Source organism: Deinococcus sp. (genome assembly GCF_025362455.1).
Taxonomy (GTDB): Bacteria; Deinococcota; Deinococci; order Deinococcales; family Deinococcaceae; genus Deinococcus.
In genome coordinates this window covers 1-13214 of record NZ_JANYGJ010000057.1, presented here as the reverse complement: position 1 = coordinate 13214, position 13214 = coordinate 1, and the positions used below count along the sequence as shown (strand labels likewise).

13 protein-coding genes are annotated in these 13214 nt (G+C 67.2%); 5 read left to right on the top strand and 8 right to left on the bottom strand.

Annotation, left to right across the window (positions count from 1 at the left end; all coding sequences use genetic code 11):
• The 4 genes from recQ to tmk form a co-directional block, all read left to right on the top strand.
• Nucleotides 1-2133, top strand: a 2133-nt coding sequence (recQ, locus tag Q0R23_RS04170) for a DNA helicase RecQ (RefSeq protein ID WP_293910675.1), incomplete at its 5' end; no start/stop codon positions are given.
• 92 nt (nt 2134-2225) lie between these two features.
• Complete coding sequence (locus Q0R23_RS04165) at nt 2226-2555, top strand: glyoxalase (protein WP_293910673.1); 330 nt, start codon at nt 2226-2228, stop codon at nt 2553-2555.
• Nucleotides 2556-2636: 81 nt separating this feature from the next.
• The gene (locus tag Q0R23_RS04160; RefSeq protein ID WP_293910671.1) at nt 2637-3422 is read left to right on the top strand and encodes a Nif3-like dinuclear metal center hexameric protein; all 786 of its coding nucleotides are present in this window, start codon (nt 2637-2639) and stop codon (nt 3420-3422) included.
• 112 nt (nt 3423-3534) lie between these two features.
• Nucleotides 3535-4182 (top strand): dTMP kinase, encoded by a 648-nt coding sequence (tmk, locus tag Q0R23_RS04155; protein WP_293910669.1) that lies wholly within the window; start codon nt 3535-3537, stop codon nt 4180-4182.
• Nucleotides 4183-4255: 73 nt separating this feature from the next.
• Here the strand turns inward: tmk and Q0R23_RS04150 are convergent, their stop codons facing one another.
• The 8 genes from Q0R23_RS04150 to Q0R23_RS04115 form a co-directional block, all read right to left on the bottom strand.
• A complete protein-coding gene (locus Q0R23_RS04150; RefSeq protein ID WP_293910667.1) occupies nt 4256-4594 on the bottom strand; it encodes a YegP family protein in 339 nt (112 codons plus the stop codon).
• Between the two features lie 88 nt (nt 4595-4682).
• Nucleotides 4683-5618 carry an N-acetyl-gamma-glutamyl-phosphate reductase gene (argC, locus tag Q0R23_RS04145; protein WP_293910665.1) on the bottom strand — a complete coding sequence of 312 codons (936 nt, stop codon included), beginning with the start codon at nt 5616-5618 and terminating at the stop codon, nt 4683-4685.
• Entirely contained in the window at nt 5615-6202 is a 588-nt protein-coding gene (locus Q0R23_RS04140; RefSeq protein ID WP_293910663.1) for a GNAT family protein, read from the bottom strand. Before Q0R23_RS04140 ends, argC begins: the two co-directional genes overlap by 4 nt.
• Nucleotides 6199-6612 (bottom strand): type II toxin-antitoxin system VapC family toxin, encoded by a 414-nt coding sequence (locus tag Q0R23_RS04135; protein WP_293910661.1) that lies wholly within the window; start codon nt 6610-6612, stop codon nt 6199-6201. Before Q0R23_RS04135 ends, Q0R23_RS04140 begins: the two co-directional genes overlap by 4 nt.
• Nucleotides 6609-6845: an AbrB/MazE/SpoVT family DNA-binding domain-containing protein gene (locus Q0R23_RS04130; protein WP_293910659.1), complete on the bottom strand. Its 237-nt coding sequence runs from the start codon at nt 6843-6845 to the stop codon at nt 6609-6611. Before Q0R23_RS04130 ends, Q0R23_RS04135 begins: the two co-directional genes overlap by 4 nt.
• Before the next feature lie 44 nt (nt 6846-6889).
• Entirely contained in the window at nt 6890-7867 is a 978-nt protein-coding gene (gene argF / locus Q0R23_RS04125; protein WP_293910657.1) for an ornithine carbamoyltransferase, read from the bottom strand.
• Between the two features lie 515 nt (nt 7868-8382).
• Entirely contained in the window at nt 8383-9465 is a 1083-nt protein-coding gene (gene cax / locus Q0R23_RS04120; RefSeq protein WP_293910655.1) for a calcium/proton exchanger, read from the bottom strand.
• A gap of 46 nt (nt 9466-9511) precedes the next feature.
• On the bottom strand, nt 9512-10345 hold the full coding sequence (locus tag Q0R23_RS04115) for a DUF4097 family beta strand repeat-containing protein (RefSeq protein WP_293910653.1): 834 nt from the start codon (nt 10343-10345) through the stop codon (nt 9512-9514).
• Between the two features lie 124 nt (nt 10346-10469).
• Here Q0R23_RS04115 and recG point away from each other — a divergent pair, with 124 nt between their 5' ends.
• Complete coding sequence (recG, locus tag Q0R23_RS04110; protein WP_293910651.1) at nt 10470-12812, top strand: ATP-dependent DNA helicase RecG; 2343 nt, start codon at nt 10470-10472, stop codon at nt 12810-12812.
• Nucleotides 12813-13214 lie beyond the last annotated feature (402 nt).

Here is a 13214-nt window from a genome sequence, read left to right as displayed (position 1 = left end):
GTTCTCAAATCGGTGTGGGGCTATAACGGGTTTCGCGGCGTCCAGGGCGAGATCGTCCGGGCGACGGTGGCCGGGGACAGCGCCCTGGTGCTGATGCCCACCGGCGGCGGCAAGAGCCTGTGCTACCAGGTGCCCAGCCTGCTGCGGCCCGGCGTGGGCGTGGTGGTCAGCCCGCTGATCGCGCTGATGAAGGATCAGGTAGACGCCCTGCGCGAGAACGGCGTGCGGGCGGCGTTCCTCAACAGCAGCCTGAGCGCCGCCGAGGTGCGCGAGGTGGAAGGCGCATTGCTGGCCGGTGAACTCGATCTGCTCTACGCCGCGCCGGAGCGGTTGCTGCTGCCGCGTACCCTCGACCTGCTCTCCCGCGCCGAGATCGCCCTGATCGCGGTGGACGAGGCGCACTGCGTCAGTCAGTGGGGGCATGACTTCAGGCCCGAATATCAGGGGCTGGGCGTGCTGGCCCACCACTTCCCCGACGTGCCGCGCCTGGCGCTGACCGCCACCGCCGACGAGCGGACCCGCGCCGACATCGTGCGGGTGCTGGGTCTGGAGGGCGCCCCGGTGTTCCTATCGAGTTTTGACAGGCCCAACATCCAGTACCGCATCGGGCAGAAGGGGACGGGCAAGGCGGGGCCGAAATCGGAGCTGCTGGACTTCATCCGGGCCGAGCATCCCGGCGACGCGGGCATCGTGTACTGCCTCTCTCGCAAGAGCGTGGAGGAAACTGCCACCTGGCTGAGCGCCCAGGGCGTCCAGGCCGTGCCGTATCACGCCGGACTGCCCGCCCTCACCCGCAGCCGCGCCCAGGACCGCTTTTTGCAGGAAGAGGGGCTGATCGTGGTGGCGACGGTGGCCTTCGGCATGGGCATCGACAAGCCCAACGTGCGCTTCGTGGCCCACCTGGACCTGCCCAAGAGCATGGAGAGCTACTACCAGGAGACGGGCCGCGCCGGACGCGACAGCCTGCCGAGCACGGCCTGGATGACCTACGGGCTGGCCGACGTGGTGAACGTGCGCCGGATGCTGGCCCAGAGCGACGCGCCCGAACACGTCAAGCGGGTCGAGTCGAGCAAGCTGGACGCGCTGCTGGCCTACTGCGAAACCGCCTCGTGCCGCCGCCAGGTGCTGCTGACCTACTTCGGGGAAACGCTGGCCCGTCCCTGTGGCAACTGCGACACCTGCCTGAACCCGCCGCGCACCTTCGACGCGACCCGGCCCGCCCAGATGGCGCTGTCGGCGGCGATTCGCACCGGCAACCGCTTCGGCGCCGCCCACCTGACCGACGTGCTGCTGGGCAACCAGACCGAGCGCGTGCTGGGCCTGGGCCACCACCAGCTCCCCACCTTCGGCGTCGGCAAGGACGTGCCGGAGAAAGCCTGGCGCAACATCCTGCGGCAACTGGTGGCGCTGGGCTACCTGACGACGGACGCCGCCGGGCACGGCTCGCTGATCGCCTCCGCGAAAGCCAGACCGCTGCTGAAAGGTGAGGAGTCGCTGTCGCTGCGCGAGGACATGCTCACGCCGCAGAGCCAGAAACGGGGCCGCGCCGAGCGCCGGGGCAAAGGTGCGCCGGGCGGGGCCATGTTCGAGGCGTTGCGCTCAGTCCGGCTGCGGCTGGCGCGGGAGGGGGGCGTGCCGCCGTATATCATTTTCCACGACGCCACCCTGCTGGAAATCGCCGAGCGGCGCCCGACCTCGCTGGCGGTGCTGGGGACCATCAGCGGCGTGGGCGCCAGCAAATTATCGAAATACGGCGAGGCGTTTCTGGAAGTGCTGCGCGGCGACGTTCCAGAGATTGAAGAGGTCGGCCAGGTGAAGAACAATCTGCTGCTGGGCATTCTTAACCGGCGGGGTGCCGATGAACCGGCGCCGGAGTTGCCCGCTGGTCGCCTGTTCGACGCCAATGACGCCGAGCCCGATATCGACGTGCTGGAGCGGCTGAAAGCGGTGCGGAAAGCGCTGGCGAAAGAAACCGGCCTGAGCGCCTTCCTGATCTTCCCCAACGCCACCCTGGACGCGCTGGCCGAGAAGCTGCCACGCCGCGTGGACGACCTCTACGGCCTGCCGGGCCTGGGCGAGAAGCGGATCGAGGCGTACGGGGAAAGAATCGTGGCGGCGGTACGGGGGGAGTAGCAGCTTCTTTCTACCCGACCCATGGCGGTGCGAGCTTCACCGTCCCCTGCACAGAGACGCCGCCCGGCCTCTCCCCCGTTCTATCCTGGGCCATGATGACGGGCATAGACCATGTGCTGATAGAGGCGCCGCCCGGCTGCGAACCCTCGGCGCGGCAGTTTTTCGGCGACTTCCTGGGCCTGCCGGAGCTGCCCAAACCCACAGCCCTGGCCTGGCGCGGCGGCATCTGGTTCGCGCTGCCGGACGGGCGGCAACTGCACATCGGCGTGACGCAGAACTTCACGCCCACCGACAAGGGGCACGTCGCGCTGCGCTGCACCGACCTGGACGAGTTGACTGAGCGGGCTGCCGCGCACCACATCCAGCTCAGCCCTGACACTGAACTGGCGCCGCTGCGGCGGGTATTCGCGCGTGATCCCTAGGGCAACCGGCTGGAGATCGTGGAGACGCCTTGAGCGCACCGGAGGCAAACCGACCCCACCCGCCACTCTAGAATGCCTGGCATGTCCCTCCCCGACTCCCCCGCGCCCCGCGAGATCAGCCGCGAGCACCTGGTCGCCTGGCTGGCCGACTACCTCCAGATCAGCGCCTTCAAAGACCCCAGCCTGAACGGCCTTCAAATCGAGGGTACGCCGACCATCCGCCGCATCGCCGCCAGCGTGGACACCAGCGCCCGCAGTTTGCAGGACGCCGCCGACAGCGGGGCCGACCTGCTGCTGGTGCATCACGGCCTGTTCTGGGGCCAACAGATTGCCGTGACCGGGCCGCACGCCCGCCGCCTCCAAATTGCCCTGAGCGCGGGCCTGAACCTCTACGCGGCGCACATTCCGCTCGACGCCCATCCGGAGGTCGGCAACAACGCCATGATCGCGAGTGCCCTGAGTGTGCAGAACCTCGAACCGTTCGGCGAGTGGGCGGGTGGCAAGATCGGCTTGGCAGGTGAACTACCCTTCGTCCAGAGTTTGCAGGACTTCGCGGACCGGGTGCAGAAGCTGACCGGCGAGATCTGCCTAGTCCACGGCGGCGGCTCGCCCAACGTGCAGAGGTTGGGCATCCTCAGCGGCAGCGGCGCCGGAACCATCGCCGAGGCCGCTAGCATGGGCCTGGATACGGTCCTGACCGGCGAGCCCGAACACAAGCACTTCCACGACGGCTTCGAGTACGGCGTGAACGTCGTGTATGCCGGTCACTACGAAACCGAAGTCTTCGGCGTGCGGGCGCTGGCGGCCAGAATCGAGGACGAGTTCGGCATTCCCTGGCAGTTTCTGCACCTGCCGACGGGGTTGTGATGGCGGCCCGGAGCGCCGGGGAGTGGGAGGTAGGAAGTGGGAAGTGGGAACGACACCGGGTCTTTTCCCACTCCCTACTCCCCACTCCCTACTTCCGCGCCACCAGGCGCGTATGAGCCTCTTCGTCACCTTCGAGGGACCGGAAGGCTCCGGCAAGTCCACCCAGATCGAGCGGCTCTCGGCGCGGCTGGAGCGGGCAGGCGTGGTGTATCAGCTCACGCGGGAGCCGGGCGGCACACCGCTGGGGACGCGCATCCGGCAGGTCGTGCTGCTCGAAGCCGAGCTGGAGGTCAGCCCGCTCGCGGAGTTCCTGCTCTACAGCGCCAGCCGCGCCCAGCTCGTGCAGGACGTGATTCGCCCGGCGCTGTCGATGGGTCAGGTGGTCATCTGTGACCGGTACGCCGACAGTTCCGCCGCCTACCAGGGCGCCGGGCGCGGCCTCGACCCCCGCTTCGTCGCCGACGTCACCTGGGCCGCGACGGGCGGGCTGCGGCCACACATCACCGTGCTGCTGGACCTCGACCCGGCACTGGGCCTCCGGCGGGCGGCGGCGCGGGGCCAGCCGGACCGACTCGAACGCGCCGACCTGGCCTTTCACGTTCGGGTGCGGCAGGGCTTTCTAGACATCGCCGCCGCCGAGCCGGAGCGCTTCGTGGTGCTCGACGCCGAGCGCACGCCCGATGAACTGGAGGCCGACATCTGGGTCGCCATCGGCAGCACCCTGAGCGCGATGGGCAAGCTGGAAGGCGCGGCGTACTGAGCGGGAGCCACAATGATCCAGACTTCGGCCCCGCTCCAGATCACCCGGAGCGGGGCCGTTTCACCGTTTCAGTTCAGGCGACGGGAATCTGGTCGTCCGTGGGGGCGCCCTCGGCGGCCCGCGCCACGGCGGCCATGCCCTCGCGAGCGGCGGCCTCGGACGAATAGTGCTCGCCCATGCCGATGACCTGGCCGTTGCCCGCCTTGAGCACGAAGTACGGCTCCTGGCTGCCCTGGCGCAGCTCGAAACGCCCCGGATCGGCGGCGTTGGTCCTGACCGACTCGATGCCGTTCAGGGCGCTGGCGCGTGCCTCGTAGCGCTCGCTGGTGAGCACCACCTGGCCGTTCCCGGCGTGAAGGTTGAACATGAAGCCGTCGGTTCCCGAACGCTTGAGCACGAACTTGCCTGCCATACGCGACCTCCTGAATGGTGACCCTGCCTGAGTTGTGGAACTGCCAGGAGTTTAGCGGGTCTTCATCTAAAAAGGTAGTGGGCGGCGCTCAGCTCAGCCGGTAGTCGTGCCCGGCGCCTTCCAGGCCCAGCATCACGTCCAGGTTCTGCACCGCCGCGCCGCTGGCCCCCTTGCCCAGATTGTCGAGCCGGGCGACCAGCAGCGCCTGGCCGTCTGCGCCGCCGTACACGAACAGTTCGAGCCGGTTGCTGCCGTTCAGCGCCTCCGGACCCAGAATGGCCGGGTTCTCGGCTTCGGGGATGACGGAGACGAATCGCTGGCCCGCGTAATGCTGGCTCAGGGCGTTTCTCAGATCGCTCACTGTCACGCCCTCCAGATGCAGCGGAATCTGCACCAGCATGCCCTGTGCCCAGCTCCCGACGTGGGGCGTGAACAGCGGGGCGTGGTCCAGACCGCCGCGCAGGGCCATTTCGGGTCGGTGTTTGTGGTCCAGGGTCAGGCCGTAGCTGCGAAAGGGTCCGGCCAGCGGGTGAGGTGTTCCCTGCTCGTGGGCGTCCACCAGCACGCGCCCGCCGCCGCTGTAGCCGGAAAAACCCTGGATGCTCAGGCGGGCGCCGCGTGAAATCAGTCCGGCGCCGGTCAGCGGGCGCAGCAGGGCGACGGCCCCGGTGGCGTAACAGCCGGGATTGCTGACATGGCGGGCGCTGCGGATGAGTTCGGGTTGCTCCGCTTCGAGTTCGGGAAAGCCGTAGGTCCAGTTCGGGTCGGTGCGGTGGGCACTGGAGGCGTCCAGCAGGCGGGTTTCGGGATTCTGGATCAGGCTCACGGCTTCACGGGCCAGGTCGTCGTGCAGGCACAGGACCGCCACGTCGGCGGCGTTCAGCAGCTCGCGGCGGGCCTGCGGGTCTTTGCGCCGCGCCGGGTCGATGCTCAGCAGCTCGATGTCGCTGCGGCCAGCCAGCCGGGCACGAATTTGCAGGCCGGTGGTCCCCGCCTCGCCGTCGATAAAGACTCTGGGCGTCATATACCCTCCTGCCACTCGCTTCGCAGCAGCGCGTAATGGGCGTCGTCGGTCCATTCGGCCCGGTGCCAGTACGCCTGGACGCTGACGCCTTCGGCGCGGAAGCCGCAGCGCTTCAGCAGGGCAGCGCTGCGCTCGTTGCGCGGGTCGAGGCTGGCCTGGACGCGGTGCAGATCGGCGCCTGTGAACAGCCACTCCACCAGCGCACTCAGGGCCTCGTGGGCGTAGCCGTGGCCCCAGGCGGCCCGCGCCAGCGTGAAGCCGACCTCGGCGGTGCGGTGCCCAGTCAGGCGCAGTGCCAGATGGCCGAGCTGGTGGCCGAGCTGGTGGCCGGGCTGGTGGCCGAGCTGGTGGCCGGGCAGATCATCTTGGCGGTGAAGCGTCAGCGTCGCCCAGGCTTCGCTCAGCACGGGCGCCAGTTGCGTCTGGCGGGCGTGGGCCTCGGCTTCGGCTGCCGGGTAGGGCACCTCCCAGCTCTGGTAACGGGCCACTTCGGGGTCGTCGTGATAGGCGACGTAGGCGGGCACATCAGTCAGCGCAAAGGGCCGGATACTCAGGCGCGGCGTGGCGAGGGTGGGGAGCTTCACCGCAACACCTCGATCACGGGCGCCGCGTCCAGACCGGCCAGCACCTGACCCGCCAGCGCCGCCCAGGGCCGGTCAGCCGTCAGCACGGTGGCGGAGCGCTCCAGCCCCAGCGCCAGGCAGGCCCGGTCACCCAGGCTCAGACCGAGGCTGCGGGTGTGTGACCGGAGCTGCGCGGCGATCAGGGCGTGCCGGGGCGTGAAGTCGACCACTTCCAGATCGAGTTCCAGCACGTCGCTCAGTATCCGCTCAGATGACTCACCGCGCTCGGCAAACTTGCTGATGACCTCACAGAGATTGACGCTGCTCAGCAGCCCACCTTCCAGCACCGCCTGAATCCGCTGGCTACCCGGCTCGTTCAGCAGGTAAGCGATGACAGCGCTGGCGTCGAGGACGACGGGCGCAGGGCTCACTCCCGCTCCGATTCAGCGCGGCGCTCGGCGTACAGCTCATCCAGAAGGCCAGGAAAGCGCCCGGCATACCTGGCCTGAATCGCTCGCTGCTTCTCGCGCAGGGGCGTGAGCACCAGCCGCCCGCCGTCCAGCTCGACGCTGAGCGCTTCGCCTTCGCGCAGACCGAACTGCTCGCGGAATTCCTGCGGCAACACCACCCGGAACGCCTTACCGATCTTGAGGGTCGTGGTCATGACACCAGTTTAAACCCTGACATGCCTTCAGATATTGTCACCACTCACCAGCGTGGTTTCAGGGCGCCCATCAGGTGATACAGCAGCGCCTTCTGGGCGTGCAGGCGGTTCTCGGCCTGATCGAAAACGCGGCTCTTGGGGTGCTCGGTGGCCTCCGGCACGGTTTCCTCGCCGTAGTGGGCGGGCAGGCAGTGCAGGAAGATGCCGTGCGGCGCTAAGCGCTCCAGCATCTGCGGCGTGACCTGGTAGCCCTGGAAGGCCCGGCGGCGGATGTCGGCCTCGGCTTCCTGGCCCATCGAGATCCAGACGTCGGTGTACAGCACGTCGGCGCCGTCGATGGCGCCCAGATCGTTGGTCAGCGTCACGTCGGCCCCGGCCTTGAGGGCGCCCTGCACCACGCCGCCATTGGGTTCGTAACCTACCGGGGTCACCACCGTGAGCGAGCTGCCGGAAAGCTGGGCCATGTGGATGTGGCTGTTGGCGAGGTTGTTACCGTCGCCGATGTAGACCACCCGCTTGCCCTGCGCGGTGCCCAATTCTTCCTCGACGGTCTGGTAGTCGGCCAGGAGCTGCACCGGATGGAGCATGTCGGATAGGCCGTTGATGACGGGAATATCCGCATGGTCCGCAAGTTCATGCAGCGTTTGTTGCAGATACACCCGGCCCATCACGCCGTCCACCCAGCGCTCCAGGTTGCGGGCCACGTCGCTGACGCGCTCGCGCTTGCCCAGACCGATCTCCTGGTTGGATAAGGTGATGGCGTGGCCGCCGAGCTGGTACATGCCCACATCAAACGTGGTGCGGGTGCGCAGCGACGCCTTCTCGAACACCAGCGCCAGAGACAGCCCGGCTAGGGGTTTGACGCCTCGCCACTCGCCGCGCTTCATCGAGGCGGCGGTGTCCAGTACGCCTCGCAACTCCGCCGGGCTCATGTCGAGGTTGGACAGGAAGTCACGCCCGGTCAGCAGCGGTGCGGGCAGGGTCTGTGGGGTGAGCAGCGTCGGCGCGGGAAGGGTCGTCATGGGACAGGTAGTGTAGCGGCTGCGCTTATGGTTATGCAAGTTTGATGTATGAAAATGCAGTAGGCGGTTGGGTTGCGTTGCTGGAAGGGAGTGGTTGACTGGAGTGTGTCACAGGAAGTTCTAAGGACGCTGGATACAACCCCTCCGTCTGCTTCGCAGCCACCTCCCCTTAGAGCAGTACTCCGAATTACGCCACGGGGAAAACAGCCTCCCCGCGCCTCCATTCTGCGTCCTGCTCAGTTAAAACTACTCGCTCCGCTCGGTCATAAAAAGGGTCTTTTTATGACATCTGCTCTAAAGGGAGGCAAAAGCGCTAAAGAGCGTCTGAGAGAATGTTTTTGGCTCCCTTTTCAGGGGGGCTCCCGCGTAGCGGGTGGGGGGTGATACCAGGCGTCTTCTGACCGCCGCGAAACACCCTTCTGTTCCCACTCCCTATCTCTTCCCGCGCACCGCGCCCCGCCTCCCGCGCCCTTCCCACACGCCACACGCCACAAGCTACACGCCACAAGCCATTCCTACTTCACCGGAAAGAAGAACACCGCGAACGCCAGAATCACGTAGACGGCCAGCAGCATCAGGCCTTCCAGCCAGTTGGTTTCGCCGTCGCGGACCACCGAATTGACCACCAGCACGGCGCCGCTGACGGCCACGAGTTCCAGGGGCGTGACGACCAGATCGAGGGGTTTGCCGAGCACGACGCCCGCCAGCACCAGGAGCGGCGCGACCAGCAGCGCGATCTGGACCGAGGCGCCCAGGGCGATGGTGATGGTCAGTTCCATGCGGTTTTTCAGAGCGAAGGTCACGGCGGCGGCCATCTCGGCGGCGTTACCGATGACGGGCAGCAGGATCAGGCCCACGAAGAATTCGCTCAGGCCCAGCGAGGAGGTGGCGGCGTCGATGCTGCCCACCAGCAACTCGGACATGAAGCCCACCGCCACCGTGGCGACCAGCAGGGCACCCGCCGCCAGCGGCAAGCTCCACTGGGGGCTGTGCCCGTCGGCGTTTCCGTCTGCCTCATCCACGCTGGCGAGCCGGTCACTGTGGGTGCGCAGGGTAAAGATCAGGTAGCCGACGTACAGCAAGATCAGCGCCACCGCCGCCGCGTCGCTGAGCTGGCGGTCCAGGCCGACGACCCGCGCCGGGTCCACGTTGCGGGCGGTCACGCCGAAGATGGTCGGAATCAGCAGGGCCAGCACACTGATAGTTAGCAGGCTGGCGATGGTTCCAGCAATTTTGACGCTGAACCGCTGCTCCTTGAACCTGAAGCCGCCCAGCAGCAAGGACACGCCCAGCACCAGCAGCAGATTGCCCAGGATGCTGCCTACGATGCTGGCCTTGACCACCTCTATCTTGCCCGCCGAGAGCGCCAGGAAGGCGATAATCAGCTCGGTGGCGTTGCCGAAAGTGGCGTTGAGCAGCCCGCCCACCGTGCTGCCCAGCCGGTGCGCCAGTTGCTCGGTGGCGCGGCTCATAAGGCCCGCCAGCGGCACGATGGAGAGCGCCGAGGCCGCGAAGATCAGGGTGCCGTTGCCGTGCGTGAACTCCACAAAGAGGGCCAGCGGAATGAAAATCAGCAGGATGTTGAGCCACTTGGACATGGGGCAGTCTACGGGGCGGCGGGAAGGAGACGGTTCCGAGCGTGGTTTACGGCTGATGCACTGTCACGTCGCCGCTGTCACTGGACACGTTGAGCATCAGCGGCGCGTCGCCGAGTTGCACCTGACCCTCTCCCCGACTCTGGCTCCCCGGACGCTGCACCGTCACCCGGCCCGACTCGCTGCGCAGGCTGCCGCCGTAGCTCGCCCCGCGCGGAAGGCTGAGTTGCACATCGCCCGAACCGCTCTGCACCGCGACCTTGCCAGCAGCAGGCGCCTTCGTCCAACTGGCGGTGATATTGCCTGAATCGCTGCGGGCCGTCAGCAGGCCGCTCAGACCCGCCAGATTCAGGTTGCCCGAATCGCTGCGGGCCACCACGGCGCCGCCCGACTGCACCTGGATATTCCCCGAGTCGGTGCGGAGCGTGAGGTGCGGCGCCCCACCCTTGACCTGAATAGTGCCGGAATCCGATTGGAGCGTCATAGACCGGGCAGGCACGGCGACGGTGATGTTGCCGGAATCGGTGACCAGATCGAGGGTCTTGCCCGGCGGCAGCCTGACTCGGACGTGGCCGGACAGCGAGCCGATGTTGATACTGACGTGGCTCGGAGACCGGATGCTCAGGACGCCGCCGCTCAGACTGACGACTGGAATGAGCGTGCCAGGACTAATAACGATGCCCAGCACTTTTGTGTCGGTAACGACGCTGACCCGCTCGCCCAGCACCACCTCGACCTCGATGTCGTGAAAATCCACGCCGATTCGCAGGGTGCTGACCTGGGCGGCGGGAAACTGCCGGGTGGTGGTGCTGGTGCCTGGAGCGGCCAGGGACGTGCCCAGCAGGGCGGCGGACAGCAACAGGACGCTGACTTTGTAGTTCATGTTCTTATCGTATAAATGTGGGAACAGTTCGGCGTCCGCCTTTAGTCGCACGAGCCTTCAGGTACAGAGGCCGGACCCACCGCCTGCACGTTTTTCCTCGCCCGGTCCCGCTAGACTGCCCCCGATGCCGACGCTGAGCGAACTGCGCGACAAACTCCGGCGCCCCCTGGAACTCGAACGCCTGCGCGGCTTCGAGAACCGGGCCGTGGCGGGCGGCCTGGAACGCTTGCTGGAGGGGCCGATGGCGTCCCCCTTTCCGAAGGTGCGTGAGGTACTGCGCGGGTACGCGACGTTGAGTGTAGGCGAGCGTGAGCAGGCGCTGGAAACGGCGCTGGACCTCTTACAAGACAGTGACCAGCCCCGCGCCCCGCGCCCGGCGCCCGTCGTCGCCCGGCATGACCCGGTGCTGGCCGCGTCCGGCAAGAGCCTGCCGCCACAGACGCCGCTGGCCCAGCTCGACTGGGGGCACGGCGGCCTGAAAAAACTGCACTCGCTGGGCCTCCAGACGCTGCGCGACCTGCTGCACAATTACCCGCACCGCCACGAGGACCGCCGCGCCCTGCCCTCGCTAAGTCAGATCGAGGACGGCCAGAAGGCGACGGTGGCCGGTGTGGTGCTCAGCAAGAATCGCCGCAGCCCCAGGCCCGGCATGCAGATTCTGGACGCGGTGCTGCTCACCTCCAGCGGCGAGAAGGTCAAGGCGACCTGGTTCAATCAGCCGTGGGTCGAGAAGAATCTGCGCGAAGGGTCCAACCTGATCCTGACCGGGCGGGTCAAGCGTTTCGGCAGCTCAGCCCAGCTCGGCGTGGAGCACATGGAGCAGGTGTCGAGTGGCGCCAGCCTCAGCACCGGGCGAGTGGTGGGCGTCTACGACAGCAAGGAAGGCATCAGCCAGGAATTCCTGCGCAAGTCGGCGCAGACGGCCCTGACCCACCACGCCGCCGCCGATTACCTGCCGGGCCACTGGCGAGCCCAGTGCGAACTGACCGACCTGAGCGACGCCCTGCACGGCATCCACTTTCCGCACGACGAGGCGCACCTGGCCCGCGCCGACCACCGGCTGCGCTTCGATGAATACCTGTTTCTGGAACTGCGGCTGATGCTTCAGGGCGACGACGCCGTGCTGCTGGGCAAGCGCTTCACCGCCACCGACCGTGATATGCAGGTGTTCGAGGCCGGGCTGCCCTTCGCCTTCACCGGGGCGCAGCGGCGCGTGCTCCACGAAATTGCCGATGACATGCGTAGCGAGCGCCAGATGGCCCGGCTGCTTCAGGGCGACGTGGGCAGCGGCAAGACGGCGGTGGCCGCCTGCGCCCTGTTCCTGGCCTGCCAGGACGGCTACCAGGGCGCCCTGATGGCCCCGACGGAGATTCTGGCTCGCCAGCATTACGTGAGCCTGCGTCATTATCTGGAACCGCACGGCCTCCGGGTCGGGCTGCTGATCGGGGCGCTGACGCCCAAGCAGAAGTCGGAGATGCAAAACAGCATCGCGAATGGTTTAATCGACGTGGTGGTGGGCACCCAGGCGCTGATTCAGGAAAACGTGAGCTGGGCCAATCTGGGCCTGGCCGTCGTCGACGAGGAGCACCGCTTCGGCGTCTCGCAGCGGCGTAGGCTCCTGGCCGGGCGCCCCGACGTGCTGGTCATGTCGGCCACGCCCATTCCGCGCAGCCTGGCGCTGACGGCTTACGGCGACCTCGAACTCAGCATCATCGACGAGCTGCCGCCGGGCCGGACCCCGATTGAAACCAAGCTGCTTCAGGGCACCCACCGGACCCAGGCGTATGGCTTTGTCATGACGCAGCTCCGTGAGGGGCGCCAGGCCTTCGTGGTCACGGCGCTGATCGAGGAGAGCGAAACCCTGGAACTGCTGGCCGCCACCCAGCTCGCCGACGACCTGCGGATTATTTTGCCCGAAGCCCGCATAGGTTTATTGCACGGCAAGATGGCGGCCCAGGAAAAGGACGGCGTGATGGAGAATTTCCGCGCCCACCAGTTCGACATCCTGGTGTCCACCACCGTCATCGAGGTCGGCGTGGACGTGCCCAACGCCTCGGTGATGGTCATCGAGAACGCCGAGCGTTTCGGCCTCTCGCAACTGCACCAGCTCCGGGGCCGGGTCGGGCGGGGCAGCGCCAAGAGTTATTGCCTGCTGGTGGCGGGTGAGCACTCCCAGAAGACGCGCAAACGCCTCAAGATCATCGAGGGCAGCACCGACGGCTTCGTCATCGCCGAGGCCGATCTGAAGTTGCGCGGCCCCGGCGAGCTGCGCGGCACCCGGCAAAGCGGCCTGCCCGACCTGCGGCTGGGCGATCTGGTCAGCGACGTGGAGATTATCGAACGGGCGCGTGAGCTGGCCAAGCACATCCTGAGCCACGACCCGACGCTCAAGCACCCGCGCCTGGCCGGGCTGCGGGCCGAGTTGCAGGCCAGAAGCAATCAGGTGGCCTACCGCGACGTGATCTAGCAGGGAAGTCGCTCGGTATGTCCTTACTGACATTTCGGGCTTGTGCTTCTTGGGAAGGGCGGCACCTACCGGGCGTCTGCACCTGTCGGGCGTCCTGGCGAGAGCGGCACTTACCTTGCCTCGCCTCGCCTTGCCGCCTGCCCGCACACAGCGCTCCATGCCCTCTCCTTCGGAGCTCTGCGAGTCCACGCCAGCCAGCGGGCAGGCGTCTGCTGGACGTCCGTTGTGCCCAGGAAGGAGATACGTTCTTCCTCACTCGCCTCTTGGGCACAACGGACTGTCGTCGTGAACGGACTGTCCTCGTGAACGGACGCCCATGAGGACGCCACTCGTCCCCATGAGGATGCCACTCCTCTCCTGCGGAGCTTTGCAAGTCCGCCTGGGCACGCCTGCCCGCGTCTT

Bases quoted from the DNA above. Each gene is read 5' to 3' on its own strand.
- Q0R23_RS04165 (WP_293910673.1), top strand. From the start codon at position 2,226: ATGATGACGGGCATAGACCATGTGCTGATAGAGGCGCCGCCCGGCTGC.
- Q0R23_RS04160 (WP_293910671.1), top strand. From the start codon at position 2,637: ATGTCCCTCCCCGACTCCCCCGCGCCCCGCGAGATCAGCCGCGAGCAC.
- tmk (WP_293910669.1), top strand. From the start codon at position 3,535: ATGAGCCTCTTCGTCACCTTCGAGGGACCGGAAGGCTCCGGCAAGTCC.
- Q0R23_RS04150 (WP_293910667.1), bottom strand. From the start codon at position 4,594: ATGGCAGGCAAGTTCGTGCTCAAGCGTTCGGGAACCGACGGCTTCATG.
- argC (WP_293910665.1), bottom strand. From the start codon at position 5,618: ATGACGCCCAGAGTCTTTATCGACGGCGAGGCGGGGACCACCGGCCTG.
- Q0R23_RS04130 (WP_293910659.1), bottom strand. From the start codon at position 6,845: ATGACCACGACCCTCAAGATCGGTAAGGCGTTCCGGGTGGTGTTGCCG.
- argF (WP_293910657.1), bottom strand. From the start codon at position 7,867: ATGACGACCCTTCCCGCGCCGACGCTGCTCACCCCACAGACCCTGCCC.
- cax (WP_293910655.1), bottom strand. From the start codon at position 9,465: ATGTCCAAGTGGCTCAACATCCTGCTGATTTTCATTCCGCTGGCCCTC.
- Q0R23_RS04115 (WP_293910653.1), bottom strand. From the start codon at position 10,345: ATGAACTACAAAGTCAGCGTCCTGTTGCTGTCCGCCGCCCTGCTGGGC.
- recG (WP_293910651.1), top strand. From the start codon at position 10,470: ATGCCGACGCTGAGCGAACTGCGCGACAAACTCCGGCGCCCCCTGGAA.